18 protein-coding genes and 1 tRNA gene are annotated in these 17397 nt (G+C 42.1%); 9 read left to right on the top strand and 10 right to left on the bottom strand.

Annotated elements, in window-relative coordinates:
• The first annotated feature begins 47 nt into the window (after nucleotides 1–47).
• A complete protein-coding gene (locus tag ABR189_RS15295) occupies nucleotides 48–1055 on the top strand; it encodes an AraC family transcriptional regulator (RefSeq protein WP_354661387.1) in 1008 nt (335 codons plus the stop codon).
• Nucleotides 1056–1116: 61 nt separating this feature from the next.
• Here the strand turns inward: ABR189_RS15295 and ABR189_RS15290 are convergent, their stop codons facing one another.
• Both ABR189_RS15290 and ABR189_RS15285 read right to left on the bottom strand, forming a co-directional pair.
• The gene (locus tag ABR189_RS15290) at nucleotides 1117–2238 is read right to left on the bottom strand and encodes a lipid II:glycine glycyltransferase FemX (protein ID WP_354661386.1); all 1122 of its coding nucleotides are present in this window, start codon (nucleotides 2236–2238) and stop codon (nucleotides 1117–1119) included.
• A gap of 229 nt (nucleotides 2239–2467) precedes the next feature.
• Nucleotides 2468–3490: a helix-turn-helix transcriptional regulator gene (locus ABR189_RS15285; protein WP_354661385.1), complete on the bottom strand. Its 1023-nt coding sequence runs from the start codon at nucleotides 3488–3490 to the stop codon at nucleotides 2468–2470.
• Between the two features lie 290 nt (nucleotides 3491–3780).
• Here ABR189_RS15285 and ABR189_RS15280 point away from each other — a divergent pair, with 290 nt between their 5' ends.
• The 6 genes from ABR189_RS15280 to ABR189_RS15255 all read left to right on the top strand — a co-directional run bounded on the left by ABR189_RS15280 (nucleotide 3781) and on the right by ABR189_RS15255 (nucleotide 8861).
• The gene (locus tag ABR189_RS15280) at nucleotides 3781–5211 is read left to right on the top strand and encodes an RtcB family protein (protein WP_354661384.1); all 1431 of its coding nucleotides are present in this window, start codon (nucleotides 3781–3783) and stop codon (nucleotides 5209–5211) included.
• 123 nt (nucleotides 5212–5334) lie between these two features.
• Nucleotides 5335–6432: a fatty acid desaturase family protein gene (locus ABR189_RS15275; protein WP_354661383.1), complete on the top strand. Its 1098-nt coding sequence runs from the start codon at nucleotides 5335–5337 to the stop codon at nucleotides 6430–6432.
• Nucleotides 6422–7498, top strand: coding sequence for a fatty acid desaturase family protein (locus ABR189_RS15270; protein ID WP_354661382.1), 1077 nt, complete (start codon nucleotides 6422–6424; stop codon nucleotides 7496–7498). The genes ABR189_RS15275 and ABR189_RS15270 overlap by 11 nt, the downstream gene beginning before the upstream one ends.
• Nucleotides 7499–7545: 47 nt before the next feature.
• Nucleotides 7546–7743, top strand: coding sequence for a KTSC domain-containing protein (locus ABR189_RS15265; RefSeq protein WP_354661381.1), 198 nt, complete (start codon nucleotides 7546–7548; stop codon nucleotides 7741–7743).
• Nucleotides 7744–8196: 453 nt separating this feature from the next.
• Entirely contained in the window at nucleotides 8197–8412 is a 216-nt protein-coding gene (locus tag ABR189_RS15260; RefSeq protein WP_354661380.1) for a GDCCVxC domain-containing (seleno)protein, read from the top strand.
• Nucleotides 8413–8447: 35 nt separating this feature from the next.
• Complete coding sequence (locus tag ABR189_RS15255) at nucleotides 8448–8861, top strand: bleomycin resistance protein (RefSeq protein ID WP_354661379.1); 414 nt, start codon at nucleotides 8448–8450, stop codon at nucleotides 8859–8861.
• Nucleotides 8862–8918: 57 nt separating this feature from the next.
• On the opposite strand, the gene ABR189_RS15250 is transcribed toward ABR189_RS15255, so the two are convergent.
• Together ABR189_RS15250 and ABR189_RS15245 are read right to left on the bottom strand one after the other, a co-directional pair.
• Nucleotides 8919–8990, bottom strand: a tRNA-Arg gene (locus ABR189_RS15250).
• Between the two features lie 112 nt (nucleotides 8991–9102).
• Nucleotides 9103–9669 carry a MarC family protein gene (locus ABR189_RS15245; protein ID WP_354661378.1) on the bottom strand — a complete coding sequence of 189 codons (567 nt, stop codon included), beginning with the start codon at nucleotides 9667–9669 and terminating at the stop codon, nucleotides 9103–9105.
• A 128-nt stretch (nucleotides 9670–9797) separates the two neighbouring features.
• Here ABR189_RS15245 and ABR189_RS15240 point away from each other — a divergent pair, with 128 nt between their 5' ends.
• Both ABR189_RS15240 and ABR189_RS15235 read left to right on the top strand, forming a co-directional pair.
• A complete protein-coding gene (locus tag ABR189_RS15240; protein WP_354661377.1) occupies nucleotides 9798–10382 on the top strand; it encodes a helix-turn-helix domain-containing protein in 585 nt (194 codons plus the stop codon).
• A gap of 195 nt (nucleotides 10383–10577) precedes the next feature.
• Entirely contained in the window at nucleotides 10578–11879 is a 1302-nt protein-coding gene (locus tag ABR189_RS15235) for a DUF5690 family protein (RefSeq protein ID WP_354661376.1), read from the top strand.
• Between the two features lie 20 nt (nucleotides 11880–11899).
• Here ABR189_RS15235 and cobC read toward each other — a convergent pair whose 3' ends face one another.
• The 6 genes from cobC to ABR189_RS15205 are packed head-to-tail and all read right to left on the bottom strand — an operon-like array spanning nucleotide 11900 to nucleotide 17378.
• Nucleotides 11900–12457, bottom strand: a complete 558-nt coding sequence (cobC, locus tag ABR189_RS15230) for an alpha-ribazole phosphatase (protein WP_354661375.1) — start codon at nucleotides 12455–12457, stop codon at nucleotides 11900–11902.
• Entirely contained in the window at nucleotides 12442–13218 is a 777-nt protein-coding gene (locus tag ABR189_RS15225) for an adenosylcobinamide-GDP ribazoletransferase (protein WP_354661374.1), read from the bottom strand. The genes cobC and ABR189_RS15225 overlap by 16 nt, the downstream gene beginning before the upstream one ends.
• A 17-nt stretch (nucleotides 13219–13235) precedes the next feature.
• On the bottom strand, nucleotides 13236–14288 hold the full coding sequence (gene cobT / locus ABR189_RS15220) for a nicotinate-nucleotide--dimethylbenzimidazole phosphoribosyltransferase (protein WP_354661373.1): 1053 nt from the start codon (nucleotides 14286–14288) through the stop codon (nucleotides 13236–13238).
• Entirely contained in the window at nucleotides 14285–14800 is a 516-nt protein-coding gene (locus ABR189_RS15215; RefSeq protein ID WP_354661372.1) for a bifunctional adenosylcobinamide kinase/adenosylcobinamide-phosphate guanylyltransferase, read from the bottom strand. The genes cobT and ABR189_RS15215 overlap by 4 nt, the downstream gene beginning before the upstream one ends.
• The gene (locus ABR189_RS15210) at nucleotides 14797–15393 is read right to left on the bottom strand and encodes a DUF6580 family putative transport protein (RefSeq protein ID WP_354661371.1); all 597 of its coding nucleotides are present in this window, start codon (nucleotides 15391–15393) and stop codon (nucleotides 14797–14799) included. The genes ABR189_RS15215 and ABR189_RS15210 overlap by 4 nt, the downstream gene beginning before the upstream one ends.
• Nucleotides 15394–15425: 32 nt before the next feature.
• On the bottom strand, nucleotides 15426–17378 hold the full coding sequence (locus tag ABR189_RS15205) for a TonB-dependent receptor plug domain-containing protein (RefSeq protein ID WP_354661370.1): 1953 nt from the start codon (nucleotides 17376–17378) through the stop codon (nucleotides 15426–15428).
• Between the last annotated feature and the right edge of the window lie 19 nt (nucleotides 17379–17397).

Raw genomic sequence — 17397 nt, 5'->3', positions numbered from 1 at the left:
TTTACGACAGCCTGTTTTTTGAAAAGATTTGATAGTAACTTTATAGTATGGCTAATCAACAGAAAAGTTTGGTGCTGGGAATGCTGGCATATGCTGCACAAAAAGATGTTGCTCCCCAGCAATTATGTAAGCTTTCAGGGATTGATCTGAAGACCTTTTTAAAGCGGGAGGATGTGGTCTTAACTCAAAAGCAGTTGCATGATCTTTGGTATAATGCCGGCCATCTTAGTAAAGACCCTTTATTTGGATTACATTTTGGAGAATCATTACAATTGGCTGCTTTGGGAATCGTCGGAGAGATTGTTAAAAGTAGCAGCACCGTCGGAGAGGCGGTTACGCATGCCGCTGCCCTTGCTCACCTGCTTACAGCCCTGTTCCGGATAGAAGTGGAACAATCAAAACACCACTTCACGATTCGCTTTATTCCTTTTAAGGATGAAGCGAAGGCGCCTTCATTGCCATTCCGGCATACGATGGACTTGTTTATGGTATTTACGGTACATGAGCTGGATGGATTACTGCTGACTAAAGTTAAGCCTCATGCCGTGCGATTTTCCTATAGCATTCCGGACATAACAGAATATGAAAGGGTATTGCGTTGCCGGCCGGTAAAAAGAACCGGAGAGTATGCACTGGTGTTTGAAAAAAAGTATTGGGATATGCCTATATTGACAGCCAACTATGAATTGCAGCATGTGCTTTTGCAAAAAGTAGGGGTTGTTCCTCCGCAGTTAAATAATAACCAGACTTATCAGGCTAAGATCTACAATTATTTACTGGCCAATTCCTACCTGGGCATTGTTTCCCTGGAAACCGTTTCTGCTAATTTCAATGTAAGTGTACGCAGCCTGCAAAGGAAGCTAAAAGAGGAAGGCGTAAAATACCAGGAGGTGACAGAAGAGGTACGGAAATCCCTGGCATTGAATTACCTTTCTTCAGGCAGCTATAATGTGAAAGAGGTTTCACATATACTGGGGTATAATGAGATAAGTGCCTTTACCAGAGCCTTTAAAAGATGGACGGGCACCACCCCGGTAAGTTATCAGCATAAATAAATACACCGGGAGCCTGGTATGCCCCCGGTAGGAAACATAATATGAGGAATGAGTAAGGGTATCAAATATGATACCCTTTGTTTTGCATTTCTGCGGCAATGTAGTAACTGTATTTTTCCTGATGCAGAGGATAATCCCAGCAACCCATACGGTGATATAATTCACCACCAAAACCCGTTTTGAATTTGTATAAACCATACAACGGGTGGTTTTGATCCGGCCTGGGGGCCACACCAAAAAAATCGTATTCCGTACATCCTTTCATTTGAGCAGTCGTGATTGCCTCCCATTGCAAAGCATAGGTAGCCATATAATTCCGGTTAGTAGAAGAAGAGGCCCCATATAGATAAGTGCCCCTGTTGCCGGATATTACTAAAAACATGGCGGCAAGCGGAGTGCCATCCACTTCTGCTAATAACAACTCTACTTCTGCCGGAGAGCAGGAGTCATTTGCCCTGGCGGTAAGCACCGTACGGAAATAGTGGATGTCATTCAGGTGAATACGGTTCCTGTTGGCAGTTTGTTTGTATAACTCATACCAGATATCCAGGTCTTCCAACCCGGTTTTTCTTACCACTACTCCCTTTCTGATGGACAAATTAATATTGTACCTGGTTTTAGGTTTCATCTTCTCCAGTAAGTTTCCCTTATCATCCTTCAGATTCAGGAATATCGTATTCGAAGGCAGTATATCTGAATTGGCCTTTTTAAGGTTCCAGTTTTGTGTGTTAAAGTTGAAGCGGAATTCCTGGTATTTCTTTTCCGGTGGGCCATTCCAGTTGCCTTTAAAGTCATAATGATCACTATCCTGCGCCCAATGGGATTCCCAGGCCAGGTCATACCGTATCATAATACATTTGTTGGGCAGATAACTGCGTAAAGACTCAGACAATTCTTCCAGAAACAATCCCTGGTTTTCCCTGGCGGGTTCTATTTCCGGGCCGTAGGGAACATAGGCAATGGTATGTTCATCATCTATTTGCTGCAGCAATATCAAAAGATCTGCTGCTACATATTGTCCACCTGTTGATCCTGTAAAGAGATCCTCATTTTTTACTTTGAAATCAAATGCACTGGACTGAATTCCCTGTTTCATCTTTACTTCAGACCAGAAAGCTGTTTGCTGTATAATAGCCGTTTTGTGTACTTCTTTGATTTCCTTTTTATCAACCTCAACATTCATTTCATTACTATTTGTAAACCATTGAATAATCAGATATTAGCAAAGTAATATGGCACTTTCCACGATTATTATTTGACGCTTCACGGATATTGAATAGCATGGAAAAGGGACTGTAGCCAGCAGTTTTATATTGCTGGTTACAGTCCCAAGTGAGCCAAGCCACAAAGATACCAAGCTTTGTAGTGTAAACCAAAAGAAAAGGCGGAATGCGGGGCTAAATATCTGTTGGTCAGGATAATTTATCAGAATAACGTTCTGCTGCTTTTTTAAGACGGCGTTTTATCCTGGAGGCAAGTAACCGTGGTCCCAGTACTTTTACACACTCACCAAAACTAAGGACCTCCTTTTCCAGTTCAAAATTCAGGACTACATCAATACGGATAATGATGCTTTGCTCTTTTTCTGCTACCACACTTTGCGAATGATGCAAAGGTTTAGTGAGTATATAGGGGGCATGTAGTTTATCTACTTCCAGTAATACTTTTTGGGCGCGGTCATTGGCAGATTTGGTTACACCCAGAAGGTCGTCATAATATTTTTCAAAATCAATACCATCATACTCAACAAACTTTTCTTTGGTCAACTCCTGGAAATCAATGATCCTGTCCAGGGCAAGGGTAAGTAAAGTTGCTGCCTTTTTGGATTTTGCAATCAGGAACCATCGATTACGATATTCCTTCAGTAAATATGGATAATAAATCTGCTGCTGTGATTGTAGTGCTTTGAAGGATTTGTATTCAATCAGCAATGGTCTTTTATGCAGGATAGCCTGGTATAAAGGACTTATGAAGGATAGCCCTTTTAGCTGTTTGTTATTCTCAAACTGAATGCAGTTTTTGCTTTGATGAGTGGACTGATAAAGATTGTTTTCCAGGCGGGCAATAATATCACTCATGTCATCAAAGTAGGTAAAGCCGTTGAATTGCTTGAGTAGCCCCACAATCTCTTTCATCTTGTCTACATCCGCGTCGTTGATAGGAGCATTGGTAATACTGTATGCAGGGTCATCATAGGCGTAATACTTTTTATTTAAGACTACAATAGGAGCATTGTAACCCAGTTTGTCACTGCGCATTAATTGTATGTCTGCCTGTATCGTACGTCTGCTTACACCAGAAGCTATACCTTCACTTTCATACAATACATCGGATACCTTTTCGATCAGATCTTCCAGCGTCCATTTTCTGTACCTGTTTTTTAGACAGGTATCAATTGTTTTATAGCGGATAAGGGCAAGTTTATTAACGGACATGTGCACTTATTTTTAATAAAGGTATAAAAGTACTTTTTTATTGCGCAATACAGCTGCGCAGATGGTTGGTTTTAAAAGGATTGTGAAATTAATTTTGATAATAATAGTATTGTAATCAATTAGTTATAAAACATGGTTAAACATGGTTACAACTGCGTAGGTGGACTGCGCATTTGAGTGTGCATCTTTGTAGCGCAGCAGTAGCCTGGTGAATGTCAAAAAAGTAAAAGGGCCAGGCCTTGGATACAGCAGCTGTTATAAAATGATTAATTGATTAAAGAAGATTTGAAATGGAACAGAAAGATAAAATAAACGGATATGACCTGCTGGCGGCGGGTTATAATGCAGGAGAGATATTGGGATTGGCCTTATCGGTTTTGGAGGAACATTTTAATACTTTATCCAAAGAGGTAGCATTGGTATTAATGAAAAAGGTGCTAACGCGTCCGGAAGATTTTTTGGATGATGAAGTATTGGAGAAGCTGGCTACTAAAATAATAGAAGCTGCAAATAGGCCGGCAGATGATACAATTGCACTATTAAATAATGTCAGTGACTATACGATGTATGGTGCAGGCCATATTGAGGAAGGAGCAAAACAACAAATGTCTGTTGCTATGAAACTGCCGGTGGCGGTAGCCGGTGCATTAATGCCGGATGCACATCAGGGATATGGATTGCCTATCGGTGGGGTGTTGGCGGTTAAGAATGCGGTAATCCCATACGGGGTAGGTGTAGATATTGGATGTAGAATGGCGTTATCTGTTTTTGATATTTCGGAAGTACACTTCTTTGAAAATCAGGATATGTATAAAAGAGAATTGATTGCACATACCAAATTTGGTGCGGGTCATGGTTTTCATGGTAGGTATAAAGCAGATCATGCTGTATTGGATAACCCGGCATTTAACATGACCCCTTTTGTAAAACAATTACAAGATAAAGCAGCTTCTCAGCTGGGAAGCTCCGGGGGAGGAAATCACTTTGTGGAATGGGGAATTATTGAGTTTGAAACCAGTAATGAAGAATTGAATATAGCGTCGGGAAAATACCTGGCATTACTGACACACTCCGGTTCCCGTGGGTTTGGTGCTACTGTTGCCGGACATTATACCCGATTGGCAAAACAACTTTGCAAGCTGCCTAAAGAAGCAGTCAATTTGGCCTACCTGGATATGGATACTGCTGCCGGACAGGAATATTGGCTGGCTATGAACCTGGCTGGCGAGTATGCGTCGGCTTGTCATGAGATTATTCATCAGAAGCTGACTAAAGCAATTGGTGCGCAGGTACTGGCGAGGGTAGAAAACCATCACAACTTTGCATGGAAAGAATTTTGGAATGGAGAAGAAGTGATAGTGCACAGAAAAGGGGCTACTCCGGCAGGAAAAGGAGTAATGGGAATCATTCCCGGAAGCATGACCGCGCCAGGATTTTTGGTAAGTGGAAAAGGAGCAACATCAGCCATTAATTCTGCATCCCATGGGGCAGGACGGCAGATGAGCCGTACCAAAGCCATACAGCAAATCTCTAAAGCAGAAATGCAGGCTGTTTTAAAGGAGCATCAGGTAACGTTGATAGGTGCAGGATTAGATGAAGCACCTATGGCCTACAAGGATATTAATATAGTCATGGATTCCCAAAAGGAACTGGTTGATATTATTGCGAAATTTACCCCAAAAATGGTGCGTATGGCAGACGATGGAAGCAGAGAAGATTAATACGCAACACAATAAAAGCCACAAGTTTTTTGTGGCTTTTTTGTTTTAAATTACAGGTATTATACCCGGATGGCAGCTACCTTGCTGCTTTCCCTATGCCAGATAAATTCACTTTGCCTTAGTATGAAAAAACTGAAATTTTCAAAAGATGAAGGCGCTCAATTCTATAAGGAATTGAATGAACAGTTAGAACTGTATTTTAAAGAAAACAATCTTCGGAAAACCGGGAATAGCACCATGTATTTCAAGATAGCAATGTATTTCTTTTTTGACATACTGTTCTATATATTGATGATTACCAGTGAATCTGTGGGGGCCTTTTACGTTTTTTACCTTTTAATGGGACTGGCTGTTTTACTTACCGCATTTAACATTTCTCATGACGCTGCCCATGGAGTAGCCGTGAAAAGTAAATTCTGGAATAAATTACTTTTTCAGATCAGTTTTAACCTGCAGGGGAATAACGCCTATGTATGGGGTAAAAATCATACAGAATCCCATCACCTGTATACCAATGTAGAAGGGAGCGATATTGATGTGCTGAATAATCCTTTGGTAAGGATGACGGTACATCAGCCCTTAAAATGGTATCACCGGTTCCAGCATATTTACACACCGGTATTGTACCTGTTGTATTCTATTAATTGGTTTTTCTTCCGGGAAACATTGTTGCTGTTTAATTATTCCAGCAGAACCATTAAAATAAAGATTCCACCAGGAGAAGTGGTGAAGCTGATCCTATTCAAATTACTATACATCGGATATATGATCCTCCTTCCCGTTTATCTGTTACCCTTTGGGTGGGGGAATGTATTGCTGGCTTTTGTACTGAATCATTTCCTGATTTCTATACTGTTTACTGGTGTATTGGGCGTTTCTCACCTGTCAGATTATGTTTCTCATCCGGAACCTGATGAAGATGGCAAACTGGACATGAGCTGGGCTAAGTTACAAATGTGTACTTCTGTAGATTATAATGCAGACAGTGTTTTCTTTAACTGGACTTTGGGAGGATTTAATGCACATACTTTACATCATCTGTTGCCTAATATCTGCCATGTACACTACCTCAAAATATTACCTATATTCCGGTCGCTGGCAGAGAAGCACGGTTTGATCTATATGGAGATGCCTTATCATAAAACACTGGCATCGCATTTCCGGTTTCTGAAAGGAATGGGTAATAATACGCAGTTTAATCCGGCTTCCTTTGAAAAATAAACATATTCATATCGCAGCAGACAGCGAGTTGCTGAAGCTGATCCACCAGGAGGTAAATGCAAAATTGGTTATTGACCAACAGGCAGCTGCACGGTTTCTTGGATGGAAGTTTGCTGTTTACTTTTCACTAACCTTACTCAGTTATCTTGCATTGTATAGCATCGATAGTGCACCGCTGTTTGTAAGTTGTTTTATATGCAGTGGTTTTTGTGCCTTATTACTGGCCTTTAACTTTGCACATGACTTTTCGCACAACACGGTTTTTAAACATAAACAATGGAATAACCTGGGATTTATTTTTATTTATACAATCGTAGGTGCACATGCAGAAGCATGGAAGCAACGGCATGTTAATTCCCATCATTATGCACCTAATGTAAAGGACTATGATTCAGATTTGAAGATATCAAAGTTGATTAGGGTGATTCCCGGAAGTGACTATCATTGGTATCACCGGTTTCAACATTTGTATGCCCCATTAGCCTATACTACGTATTCTTTTTTTTGGGTCTTTATCAAAGATTTTGTGATCCTGTTTTCCGGAGATGAATACACCAGCATAAAAGGGAGCAGGTATCATCTTTCGTTCTGGGTACAGAAGTTGAGCTACCTTACTTATATGTTATTACTGCCCCTGCTGTTTGCAAAACAATCGTGGGGTGTTGTGCTCACAGGTTTTGTTCTGATGCACCTGCTGATGTCCCTGTTTCTGCTGTTTACGTTTTTTATGACACACCATGTGGAAGCCACTGCGTATCCTGTTACGGATGAAAATGGATTTATTACCACTTCCTGGCTGATGAATCAGGTGAAGAGCTCAAATGATTTTTATCCATTCAGCAAAACCGCTAATTTTATTTTCGGAGGATTTAACAACCATATTGCACATCACCTTTTTCCTCATATACATAGTATACATTACCCTGCACTAAATATTATCCTGTATGATGTATTGATTGCGCATCATATTCAACCCAATCAGACAACCTATATTGGAGGGATGATTTCTCACCTGAAATGGTTAAGAAAGATGGGACAGCAAGAAGACCGTTTGGGACTTGCTTAATTGGCATTATTTTTTGGGCAATAATATCGGATCAATGTATTGTAGACATGCCATCCACAGTTATTGCCAATATATCCTATGATGCTGCTACAGCAGCCTTACGGGTCATATTTCTTTCCGGGGCGGTATATCTATACCGTGAAGTGCCGGGAGAGGTATATGAGGCGATGAAAAGAGCTACTTCTAAAGGAAGATATTTGAACAGATACATAAAAGGAAAATACTCCTTTGTAAAAGTAAAATAGCGCTTCCAGACACTGGAAGAACGATAAACAAGTATTTTTGTAACCTGACTAGTTACACTGGCCCAGTGCTACGTAAATAATGATAAATACAACTACCGTACCGAGGCAGCCACCCCCTAGTTTTTTAGCGCCATAACCAGCTATTAATGCTCTGAAGAATTTGTTCATATACAGGTTTTTATAATGTTCTTCTAATTACGTGCCAGTATTGGGGGAGAAGATAATACTAAAGATAAGCGTTTTTTCAGGAGAAGATAAAGCACTGTAAAAGCGTTCTTAAAGCATAGTTAAAGCATAGATAGCATATAAAGAGAGCATGAAAGGCATAAAATGGGTACGGAAAAGGGTAATCTATTAAGTAGTGGATATTAAATAATTAAAAACAGTGTTAATCAATGTGTTAGGTTTGTTTTATGGTCAATTGAAGCATTGCAGGTATATTTAAACTGGTATATGGAAAAAGCGCTCATTTTTCAATCAATAGTTACTTGCCCTCATTGTGGGTTTCAGAAAGAGGAAACAATGCCCTTGAATGCCTGCCAGTACTTTTATAAATGTACCAATTGTGAGGTAGTACTAAAGGCAAAACAGGGAGATTGTTGCATATTTTGCAGTTATGGTACAGTAAAATGTCCGCCAATACAAATGGATAAACCTTGTTGCAGGTAGCCTTGTTAATCAATCCTGGTATAAATCATACATGTATGAAGATGAAAAAAACAATTCCGGCATTGCCCGTTCAGGATATCAGACAGTCAATGGAATTCTATACTACAAAGCTGGGCTTTGTAGTCCGGCATCATGAAGAAGGTTTTTGCATTGTAGTGCGTGATGAAGTGGAAATACATTTATGGAAATCGGCAGACGAAAGCTGGAAAAATAAAGGGATGGCGTTGGTGGCTGAACCAATTTGCAGTGGTGCGGAGAGCTTTTTGGCGGGTACGGCCAGTTGTAGAATAGAAGTGCAGGGGATCGATGAGCTGTATAAAGAGTATAAAACAACAGGTGTATTGTACAATGCGGATACAGTTGTGGTGGATCAGCCCTGGGGAGATAGGGAATTCCCGACTTTAGACCATCACCGGAATCTGCTTACTTTTTATGAAGTGATCAGGTAATTAGCTGTACAGTAAATGAAAAAGCCCAATCCTGATTTGTCGGATTGGGCTTTTTTGTGGCCTCGCCAGGAATCGAACCTGGATCTGGAGCTTCGGAAACTCTTATACTATCCATTGTACTACGAGGCCTTACGAAGGGGGTAAATCCCGCGAAAGGAATGCGAAGTTACATTTTCTGACAAGAAATTGAAAAAAAGTTGACATTTTCTCCAAAAATAAGTTTTCAAGGCTATTGGGCTACCTACAGGTTCACGTTACTTTTGAATATTTTCACTGCAATAGCCAGCAGAATCACGCCAAAGAACTTACGTACCACCATCAGCCCCGACTTACCCAGCAGGCGCTCTATATACCGCAGGGAACGCAGTACGATGAATACCACCACCAGATTTACCAAAATACCCGCAAATATGTTGGATTCTTCAAAGTTGGCCTTTAGCGACATAATAGTAGTAAGGGTCCCCGAACCTGCAATCAGCGGAAAGGCAATTGGGACGATACTCCCGGTTTTCAGGTCTTTCTCACTCTTGAAAAATTCAATGCCCAGGATCATTTCCATGCCTATTACAAAGATGACAATGGAACCGGCTACTGCAAAAGAGTGTACATCCACACTCATGAGCTTTAAAAAAGGTTCTCCCACCAGTAAAAATAATACCATCAGAAACCCCGCGGCCAGTGTAGCTTTGCCAGCATCAATATCCCCCAGTTTTTCTTTCAGAGATATCAATACAGGGATAGAACCGAGAATATCTATTACAGCAAATAGCGTAAAGGAAATGGTGATGATTTGGTCGATGCTGAACATAGTGAGGAATTTTTACAAATATAACAGCATGTTAAATATTTCGGCCAACCATGGAATTTGATTGTTAGTTGAAAGGCAATTCGTTTTCTTTGTAAAGGTTAACCCATTACATTATAATATATTGCAGTATGACAGAAGACATCATTATTCAGATCAGCAATAAGATTAAAGAAAAAAGAAAGGCCAAAGGAATTACTATACAAGAGTTAGCGGATAAAGCGGATGTCAGCAAAGGCCTTATTTCCCAAATAGAAAATAACCGCACAGTACCTTCTTTGCTGGTACTCATTAATATCATTAAATCCCTTAATCTGGATATGAATGAGTTTTTTAATGAAATAGACCAGCAATCCCAGCATGCTAAAGTCATCATTAAACAAAAGGCCTCCTACCAGGAATTTGAAAAAGAAACGGCCAAAGGATTTCAATACAAACGGGTACTTACGAGGAGTGTAAAAAACTATCCGGTAGATATCGTACTGCTACAACTGAAAAAGGGAGCACACCGTGCACAAACCGTAAAAACAGATGCCTATGAGTATAAATATATCATTAAAGGCACTGTGGAGTACCAGATTGACAATGAAAAATATATCCTGGAAGAAGGGGACTCCCTTTTCTTTGATGGCCGTTTAGGGCATAAACCCGTCAATATAGGCGAAAATGATGCAGAGATCCTCGTGGTTTATTTCTTCCTGGAAAGTGACCGGTAAAATCTTTCAGCTTCTCCCTTCCTGGTGAGATCGTGTTGATGCCCCTCCAGCAATAGCCCCAAGCCACCGCATAAACGAATATTTAGTAATACTTAACATTAAGTTCAGTATTTGTTAACAATGCCTTCATATAAGTGCCGGATATTTGTTCTCATCTTCTATACATTTTTATTATCTTAATGGGGGGGACATCGTATGTTGAATATTTCCTGGTTGCAAAAGCGGCTTCAACGCGCACATTATTTGTCTTTTTCCTTGTATGCGGCATTAGTGTCGTTTGGGACCTATTCGTGTATGTATGCCTTCCGGAAACCCTTTACATCCGGCACTTTTGATGGCATGTCCTTCCTGGGCATCGATTATAAAATATGGCTGGTTATCACCCAAACTATCGGATATGCCTGTAGCAAATTCTATGGTATCCGCTTTATCGCAGAAATGCAGGGCAACAAACGGGCCCGCAGCATTATCCTGCTTATTCTGATATCCTGGATAGCCTTACTGCTGTTTGCTGTTACACCAGCACCCTACAACATTGTTTTTCTTTTTATTAACGGATTCCCCCTGGGAATGATATGGGGATTGGTATTTAGCTACCTGGAAGGACGGCGTAGTACCGAGTTTATGGGGGCAGTATTATCTATTAGCTTTATCTTTTCTTCCGGATTTGTAAAATCAGTAGGCAAGACTGTTACGGTCCACTGGGGAGTGAGTGAATTCTGGATGCCTTTTACCACAGGATTAATCTTTATTGTGCCCATCCTGATTTTTATTCTGCTATTGGAACAGATCCCGGCACCCTCTGCTGAAGATGAACGTTTACGTACCAAACGTGCTCCCATGAGCAGACTGGACCGCAAAAAGTTTCTGCAACTATGTATGCCCGGCCTGGTACTGCTGATTGCCAGTTATGTATTGTTAACTGTACTACGGGATATGCGGGATAACTTCGCGGCGGATATCTGGACAGATTTAGGATTTGGCAAACAACCCGCCATCTTTACACAAACAGAGGTACCTATTTCCATTGCTATCCTGGTAATGATGAGCCTGCTGGTATTTGTGAAAAATAATGTAAAAGCGCTGTTGTTAAATCACCTTATTGTAATAGTAGGTTTTATAGTGGCAGGTGTGAGCACATTGCTTTTCAGAGAACATCTGATCAGCCCCGTTTGGTGGATGACCTTAACGGGCCTGGGCCTTTACATGGGATACATTCCATTTAACTGCATCTTCTTTGAACGCCTCATTGCTGCTTTTAAATATGTAAGCAACGTGGGCTTCATTATTTATGTAGCAGATTCTTTTGGCTACCTCGGAAGTGTAGGCGTACTGCTATTTAAAAACTTTAGCGGTATCAGCCTTTCCTGGAGCCAGTTTTTTATGGATGTAGTACTGGTAGTAAGTGGGGTAGGAATTATAATGATGTTTATTTCCTCTGTTTATTTCAAACGTAAGCTGCAGCCGGCCTCCCCGGGAGAGCTGGCTATTCCGTAAGGCTGCCTGTAGTGGTGTTGTTACTGGTTAAAAAAAGCAACTTCTATTTTATCAGCAGTAACCAGCAATTTACTTACACGCCCGTATTCTACCCTTATATCAAATGATTTTTCGAGCGGCGTATTGGTAACATAGGACAGGATCGCTCTTATTACACCTCCATGTGCTACTATAGCCGCATTTTTTCCGGTTGCCACAATTTCAAGGAAAGCGGCTATACTACGCTGGTATAAATCCTCATAGCTTTCACCTCCAGGTATCCGGGCATGTACATAATCATTCATCCATACCTGTAATGCATTTTCTCCCAGATCATCCCAGCGTTGCATTTCCCATTCACCAAAGTTCAATTCTTTCAGCCGGGCATCCGTTTTAAAGGGTTCACCAAATAAAAAAGTAGCCAGTTTGCTACAGCGGATCAGCGGACTGGAGTATACTTCCAGGGGCGCTACAGGTAAGAATTGTTTGGCGCGGGCTGCTTCTTCCGGAAAGCTGGCGGCGAGGTCCAGATCGGTAAAACCATAGCAGGTGCCGTATTCAATGTCGGGTGTTGTATGTCTGATCAGATATATTTCCATTCCACAATGCAAAAGCACAAATATATGATTGTTTCAGCTACCTGTTGCATAGCCCCCAGACAGTCGCCGGTATAGCCGCCAATCCATCGCTGCATCAGGCGCACCATATACCAGCGTGCCAGCAGTAATGCAGGGAATATGATCAGTAAGAGGTAGTGCTGCAGATAGAGGGTGACTACGATAAAAGGTGCCAATCCCCAGATAGCGGCTATCCCCAATGAGGAGGCCGTAATGCCTTTGGCCAATGGTTTAGCTTTACTATCTTCATTTTCTCTTACATAAGTATGCGTATAAATGATAGTGGCGGCAGTAAATCTGCTCAGGGGATGGGCTACCGCTATGGCAAGCATTATTTTTTCAAGCGGGAGCACTTCCAGCGAAAAGAACTTTGTAAGCATAAGCAACATTAATCCCAACATACCGTAAGTGCCTACACGGCTGTCTTTCATAATGTCCAGTATTTTTTCTTTCGTCCACCCGCCACCAAAACCATCGCACATATCAGCAAAACCATCTTCGTGAAAAGCACCGGTCATCCAGATACCCAAGACAAGACTTAGTAAAATGCAAATGGTGAGTGGTGCTATGAAGGAGAATGCCCATAGCAGCAGGGCCATGGCAGCCCCGGTGATCCAGCCGATGAAGGGAAGGTAACGGGTGGCCTGGTTCAGTTTTTCTGCAGCGTGATCAATATTGCTACCCACAGGTATCCGGGTATAGTACATGACTGCCGTCAGAAATATTTGCCATTCTTTTTTCATGTAAAAAGGAACAGGTTTTAATGCTGGCGATTGGAAATATGGGCCGAACTAAAGCTGGCCATATGTTGCATAAAGGCAATGGCATTCTGTATCACCGGCATGGCCATGGCTGCGCCGGTACCTTCACCCAGCCGCATATCCAGCATAAGTAGTGGTTGCACTTCCATATGTTGTAATAAAGCCTGATGCCCTTTTTCGCTGGAACAATGCGCAAATACACAATAGTCTGTTACTGCGGGCTGCATATGTGCTGCTGCCAGCAATGCAGTAGTCACAATAAAACCATCTATTACTACCAGCATCCGCAAGGCTGCTGCTTGCTGTATTGCACCGCATATCATCGCTATTTCGAAACCGCCATAGGTAGCTAAGATCTGTAGCGGATCCTGCATGGGAGGATGGTGGGCTAATGCCTGCTGCAGGATGCCCGTTTTTTGTATCAGCTGCTGGGTATTACAGCCGGTACCAGACCCTATACAATCTTCCAGGGGGCGGCCGGTAAAACAACTCATCAATAAGGTGGCAGAAGAAGTATTGCCAATACCCATTTCACCAAAACCAATGAGATTACAGCCCTCCTGGTGTAATGCAAGTACCGCTGTTGCCCCTGCTTTCATAGCCAGTTTGCACTGGTCTAACGACATAGCGGGGCCATGCAGGTAATTGTGCGTGCCCATCGCTATTTTGTGATCGGTCAATAAGGGATGAGGGCCAAAAATATGATTCACACCGGCATCTACGATCTTAAGTGCCAGCTGCTGTTGCTTACAAAATACATTGATAGCAGCGCCTCCATTTAAAAAATTGTAAACCATCTGAGCTGTCACTGCCTGGGGATAAGGATTTACCAATCCTTCCGCAGCAATGCCATGGTCGCCGGCAAATACGATGATCGCAGGGTGACGCACTTCAGGCTGCAGGGTTTGTTGTATCAACCCCGCTTGTAAGGCGATTTGTTCCAGCCGGCCCAAGGATCCGGGCGGCTTGGTTTTCTGATCTATTTTTTCCTGCAGGGCCCCGGCCAGTTTCCGGGATAGCGGTGCCACCGGCGGCATCAATGTAGTATTCATTTTTCACGATGTTTTATCACTACTGGAATACCTGAAACCATAAGTACTACCTGGTGGGCCAATCCGGCTATATACTGATTGGCCCACCCCTGGAGGTCGGTAAATTTCCGGCCCACTTCGGTTTCCGCATGTACTCCCATACCAATTTCATTGGTTACAATGATAAAGGTGCCTGTTTTTTTGAAAAGGGCAATGATTTCCTGTTTCAGTGCTTCCAGTGCTGCATGAATATCATATTGGTGCAGGACAAAAAAATTAGTGAGCCATAAGGTAACGCAGTCGATGACTACGGTACAGTTGTCTATAGGCAGGTGGCTAACGTGAAGCTGCTCTTCATAAGTAATCCACTCCGGGCCCCTGTCCAGTTGATGCCGGTGTACCCGGTGTGCAAAACCATCATCCCATATTTTGGCGGTAGCAACATATACCGGTTGTGAGGATAACGATAAGGCAAGGTGCTGTGCATAGCTGCTTTTCCCGGATCGTGCACCACCGGTAATGAGGTGTATCATATTTTAACCGCCAGCGCCGGAAATCTGCGCTGGGCTATTTCAAAACCACCAAAGAAAATAGCTCCATAGATGAGGTTGCCTATCAGCATATTCTTCATATATGGGATGGCCAGTGTATAACATTTGATAAGCCCTGCTATATCTCTCGTGTAGGGCTGCCCGGTAGTGATATCGGTACCACCACCTAACCATACGCCAAAGTCAGCTATCAGCCAGTGTGTTAACGCTGCCGCTACAGCTGCAAGTATCACGCTGCCTGCACTTACTTTTTTAATGATCAGCTGACCCACCAGCACCATCGCCGCAAACGATATATAGGTCCATATCCAGCCGCTGTAAAGCAAGCCCTGGGTATACTCCCTGTAAAACAGCTGCATCATGATCACATCACTTAAAAACAGGGTCAGCAGCGGAAAACCATAGGATTTACCTTTACTGGAAAAATAAGCACCACCAAAAAGCGCCATGGCGCCAATAGGAGAAATATTAGAAAATGGAGTGACCTGCCCGCCTGCCAATACCCGTATAAGCCCTGCGGCAAAGATGAAAAGCAACAGTACGCCTAAGCGTGGATTTAAACTTTTAAGTGACATAATATTTTAGTTTGCGGTCAAATAATAAATCATTAAAAATTGCAGGAGATACCAGCTGTAAAGTTAAACTTACGATTATTATACCCCCTGATAGTAAAGTATTCCTGATCGGTAATATTTCTGAAATCAGCGAAGACCTTTACGCCTTTACACACTTTGTATTCTCCATAAATATCAATGGTATAATACGGATCCAGCGAGCGGGTATTGCCTGGTTCCCATCTTTTGGTCAGGTATTTGAATTGTGTACTCAGGTATAATGCTGGCGTTGCCTGGTAACCAAGTGCTGCGTTTACCGCATGTTTGGGCATACGGTACAGGTTGTAGTAACTGGTATCCTGCAAGGATATTTTACCATCGGTATAAGTATAATTAGCTTGTAACTTTACCTGATCTGTAATATTCCAGGTGGCTTCCAGTTCTGCACCATAAGCTGTTTGCTTATCATTGTTGATATAATAGCTTTTGTAAGTTACCGGCTCTGTGAAGAAAACAATCAGATCACGGGTATCGCGCTTAAAGCCTACTACTCGGAAGTTCAGTCTGTCTTTTAATACCGAAGCCTGGTATCCTCCTTCATAGTTAACAGAAGATTCCGGTTTCAATAATCTGTTACCAAACTCGGAATATAACTGATACAGGGAAGGTACCTTATAGGCAGAAGACAGATTGATAAAGAATTTATGCTGATCATTGATCAGGTAAGAAGGATTAAAGGAGATGGTTTGATTGTTACCATAAATGTTATGGTAGTTAAACCGGCCACCCAGCTCAAGATTAAATCCTCCCAGGTTGTGTAAGAGGAGGGAGGCGTAATGACTGAACTGGTTGCTGTGTGCACTGTCTTTACCTAAGCGGGTGGTTTCCATCGCAGCTCCGGGATAGGTGCCTATGTAACTGTAGTGCTGATCCGTGCTGGAAGTTCTGTAATCTGCACCTGCCAGCAATTGTATTTCACGCGTAACATCCCAGTTCACAAAAGTTTCGATCTGGTGGGTATTTGATACGTATTCTCCATCCACATATTTGGTAGGAAACGGACCTACAGGAATATAACTGGAATCTTTGGAGAGGTTACGTTGATTACGCTGATAGCTGTATACAATATTCCAGGATCCTTTTCCAAAATCCAGCTTGCTGCTGATGGCATTTTGTATGTACTTGTTATGTGCGTTGTAAGCCTTGTCATCAGTAAAAGCTCCTGCGTCCAGGTCTGTTTTGTAATCACTCAAATTGAGCATGTACTGCACCTTCCACCGGTCGGTAGCCTGGAAAGCCAGCTTGGCGAACACATTATTTTGCTTAAACCCGTCTTTATCAAAATCATTTTTGCCTAAAGAATCGTTTGCAGTAGAAAACCCGTCAGATTTTTGGTACTTGTATCCCAATATATAAGAGAACTTATTGATGGTGCCGTTCAGTGCAGCGCTACCCTGGTAGGTGTTGAATGTGCCATATGAACCATTGGCATAGATGCCTGCTTTCTTTTCACCTGGTTTTCTTGTAATGATATTAATCACACCGGCTACTGCATCGGAGCCATACAAAGTGGACTGGCTGCCTCTGAGTATTTCTATTCTATCGATCAGTTCCGGATTGATGAAATTAAGATCAAAGGAGTTGGCTATCTGGGAGGCGTCATTTACGGGGATACCATCTATCAATATGAGGGTATTACCAGTAACCCCACCACGGAGATATACTTCCTGGTTGTTACCTAATGGGCTTTCTGCACCATTGATCATTAATCCTGCCTGGTTGTTCAGAATAGCAGTTAATGATTTGCCACTGTTTTTTTCCAGGTAATCACGGGTAAGGACAGTGATCACTTTCCCCGTTTCTCCCTGTTTCTGGGCAAATTTGGATGCCGTGACGATCACTTCGTTTAAATGATTTGTTTGAGCAGTGTCTTGTGCGTTAGTGACAGTGTTGATGGTAAATAAGGCTGTAATAATAGCAGCGTAAGTGTAAAGATTCCGGCGCATAATACGGATAAGCGTTTTT

It is taken from the genome of Chitinophaga sp. H8, assembly GCF_040567655.1.
Classification (GTDB): Bacteria; Bacteroidota; Bacteroidia; order Chitinophagales; family Chitinophagaceae; genus Chitinophaga; species Chitinophaga defluvii.
The sequence above is the reverse complement of the archived record's forward strand: the minus strand, read 5'-3'. Positions and strand labels throughout refer to the sequence as shown.

Coding starts and splice junctions, on each gene's coding strand:
- ABR189_RS15210 (WP_354661371.1), bottom strand. CDS start 15,393: ATGTCACTTAAAAGTTTAAATCCACGCTTAGGCGTACTGTTGCTTTTC.
- ABR189_RS15275 (WP_354661383.1), top strand. CDS start 5,335: ATGAAAAAACTGAAATTTTCAAAAGATGAAGGCGCTCAATTCTATAAG.
- ABR189_RS15260 (WP_354661380.1), top strand. CDS start 8,197: ATGGAAAAAGCGCTCATTTTTCAATCAATAGTTACTTGCCCTCATTGT.
- cobC (WP_354661375.1), bottom strand. CDS start 12,457: ATGGAAATATATCTGATCAGACATACAACACCCGACATTGAATACGGC.
- ABR189_RS15290 (WP_354661386.1), bottom strand. CDS start 2,238: ATGAATGTTGAGGTTGATAAAAAGGAAATCAAAGAAGTACACAAAACG.
- ABR189_RS15285 (WP_354661385.1), bottom strand. CDS start 3,490: ATGTCCGTTAATAAACTTGCCCTTATCCGCTATAAAACAATTGATACC.
- ABR189_RS15280 (WP_354661384.1), top strand. CDS start 3,781: ATGGAACAGAAAGATAAAATAAACGGATATGACCTGCTGGCGGCGGGT.
- ABR189_RS15265 (WP_354661381.1), top strand. CDS start 7,546: ATGCCATCCACAGTTATTGCCAATATATCCTATGATGCTGCTACAGCA.
- ABR189_RS15205 (WP_354661370.1), bottom strand. CDS start 17,378: ATGCGCCGGAATCTTTACACTTACGCTGCTATTATTACAGCCTTATTT.
- ABR189_RS15225 (WP_354661374.1), bottom strand. CDS start 13,218: ATGAAAAAAGAATGGCAAATATTTCTGACGGCAGTCATGTACTATACC.
- ABR189_RS15240 (WP_354661377.1), top strand. CDS start 9,798: ATGACAGAAGACATCATTATTCAGATCAGCAATAAGATTAAAGAAAAA.
- ABR189_RS15255 (WP_354661379.1), top strand. CDS start 8,448: ATGAAGATGAAAAAAACAATTCCGGCATTGCCCGTTCAGGATATCAGA.
- ABR189_RS15215 (WP_354661372.1), bottom strand. CDS start 14,800: ATGATACACCTCATTACCGGTGGTGCACGATCCGGGAAAAGCAGCTAT.
- cobT (WP_354661373.1), bottom strand. CDS start 14,288: ATGAATACTACATTGATGCCGCCGGTGGCACCGCTATCCCGGAAACTG.
- ABR189_RS15295 (WP_354661387.1), top strand. CDS start 48: ATGGCTAATCAACAGAAAAGTTTGGTGCTGGGAATGCTGGCATATGCT.
- ABR189_RS15245 (WP_354661378.1), bottom strand. CDS start 9,669: ATGTTCAGCATCGACCAAATCATCACCATTTCCTTTACGCTATTTGCT.
- ABR189_RS15235 (WP_354661376.1), top strand. CDS start 10,578: ATGTTGAATATTTCCTGGTTGCAAAAGCGGCTTCAACGCGCACATTAT.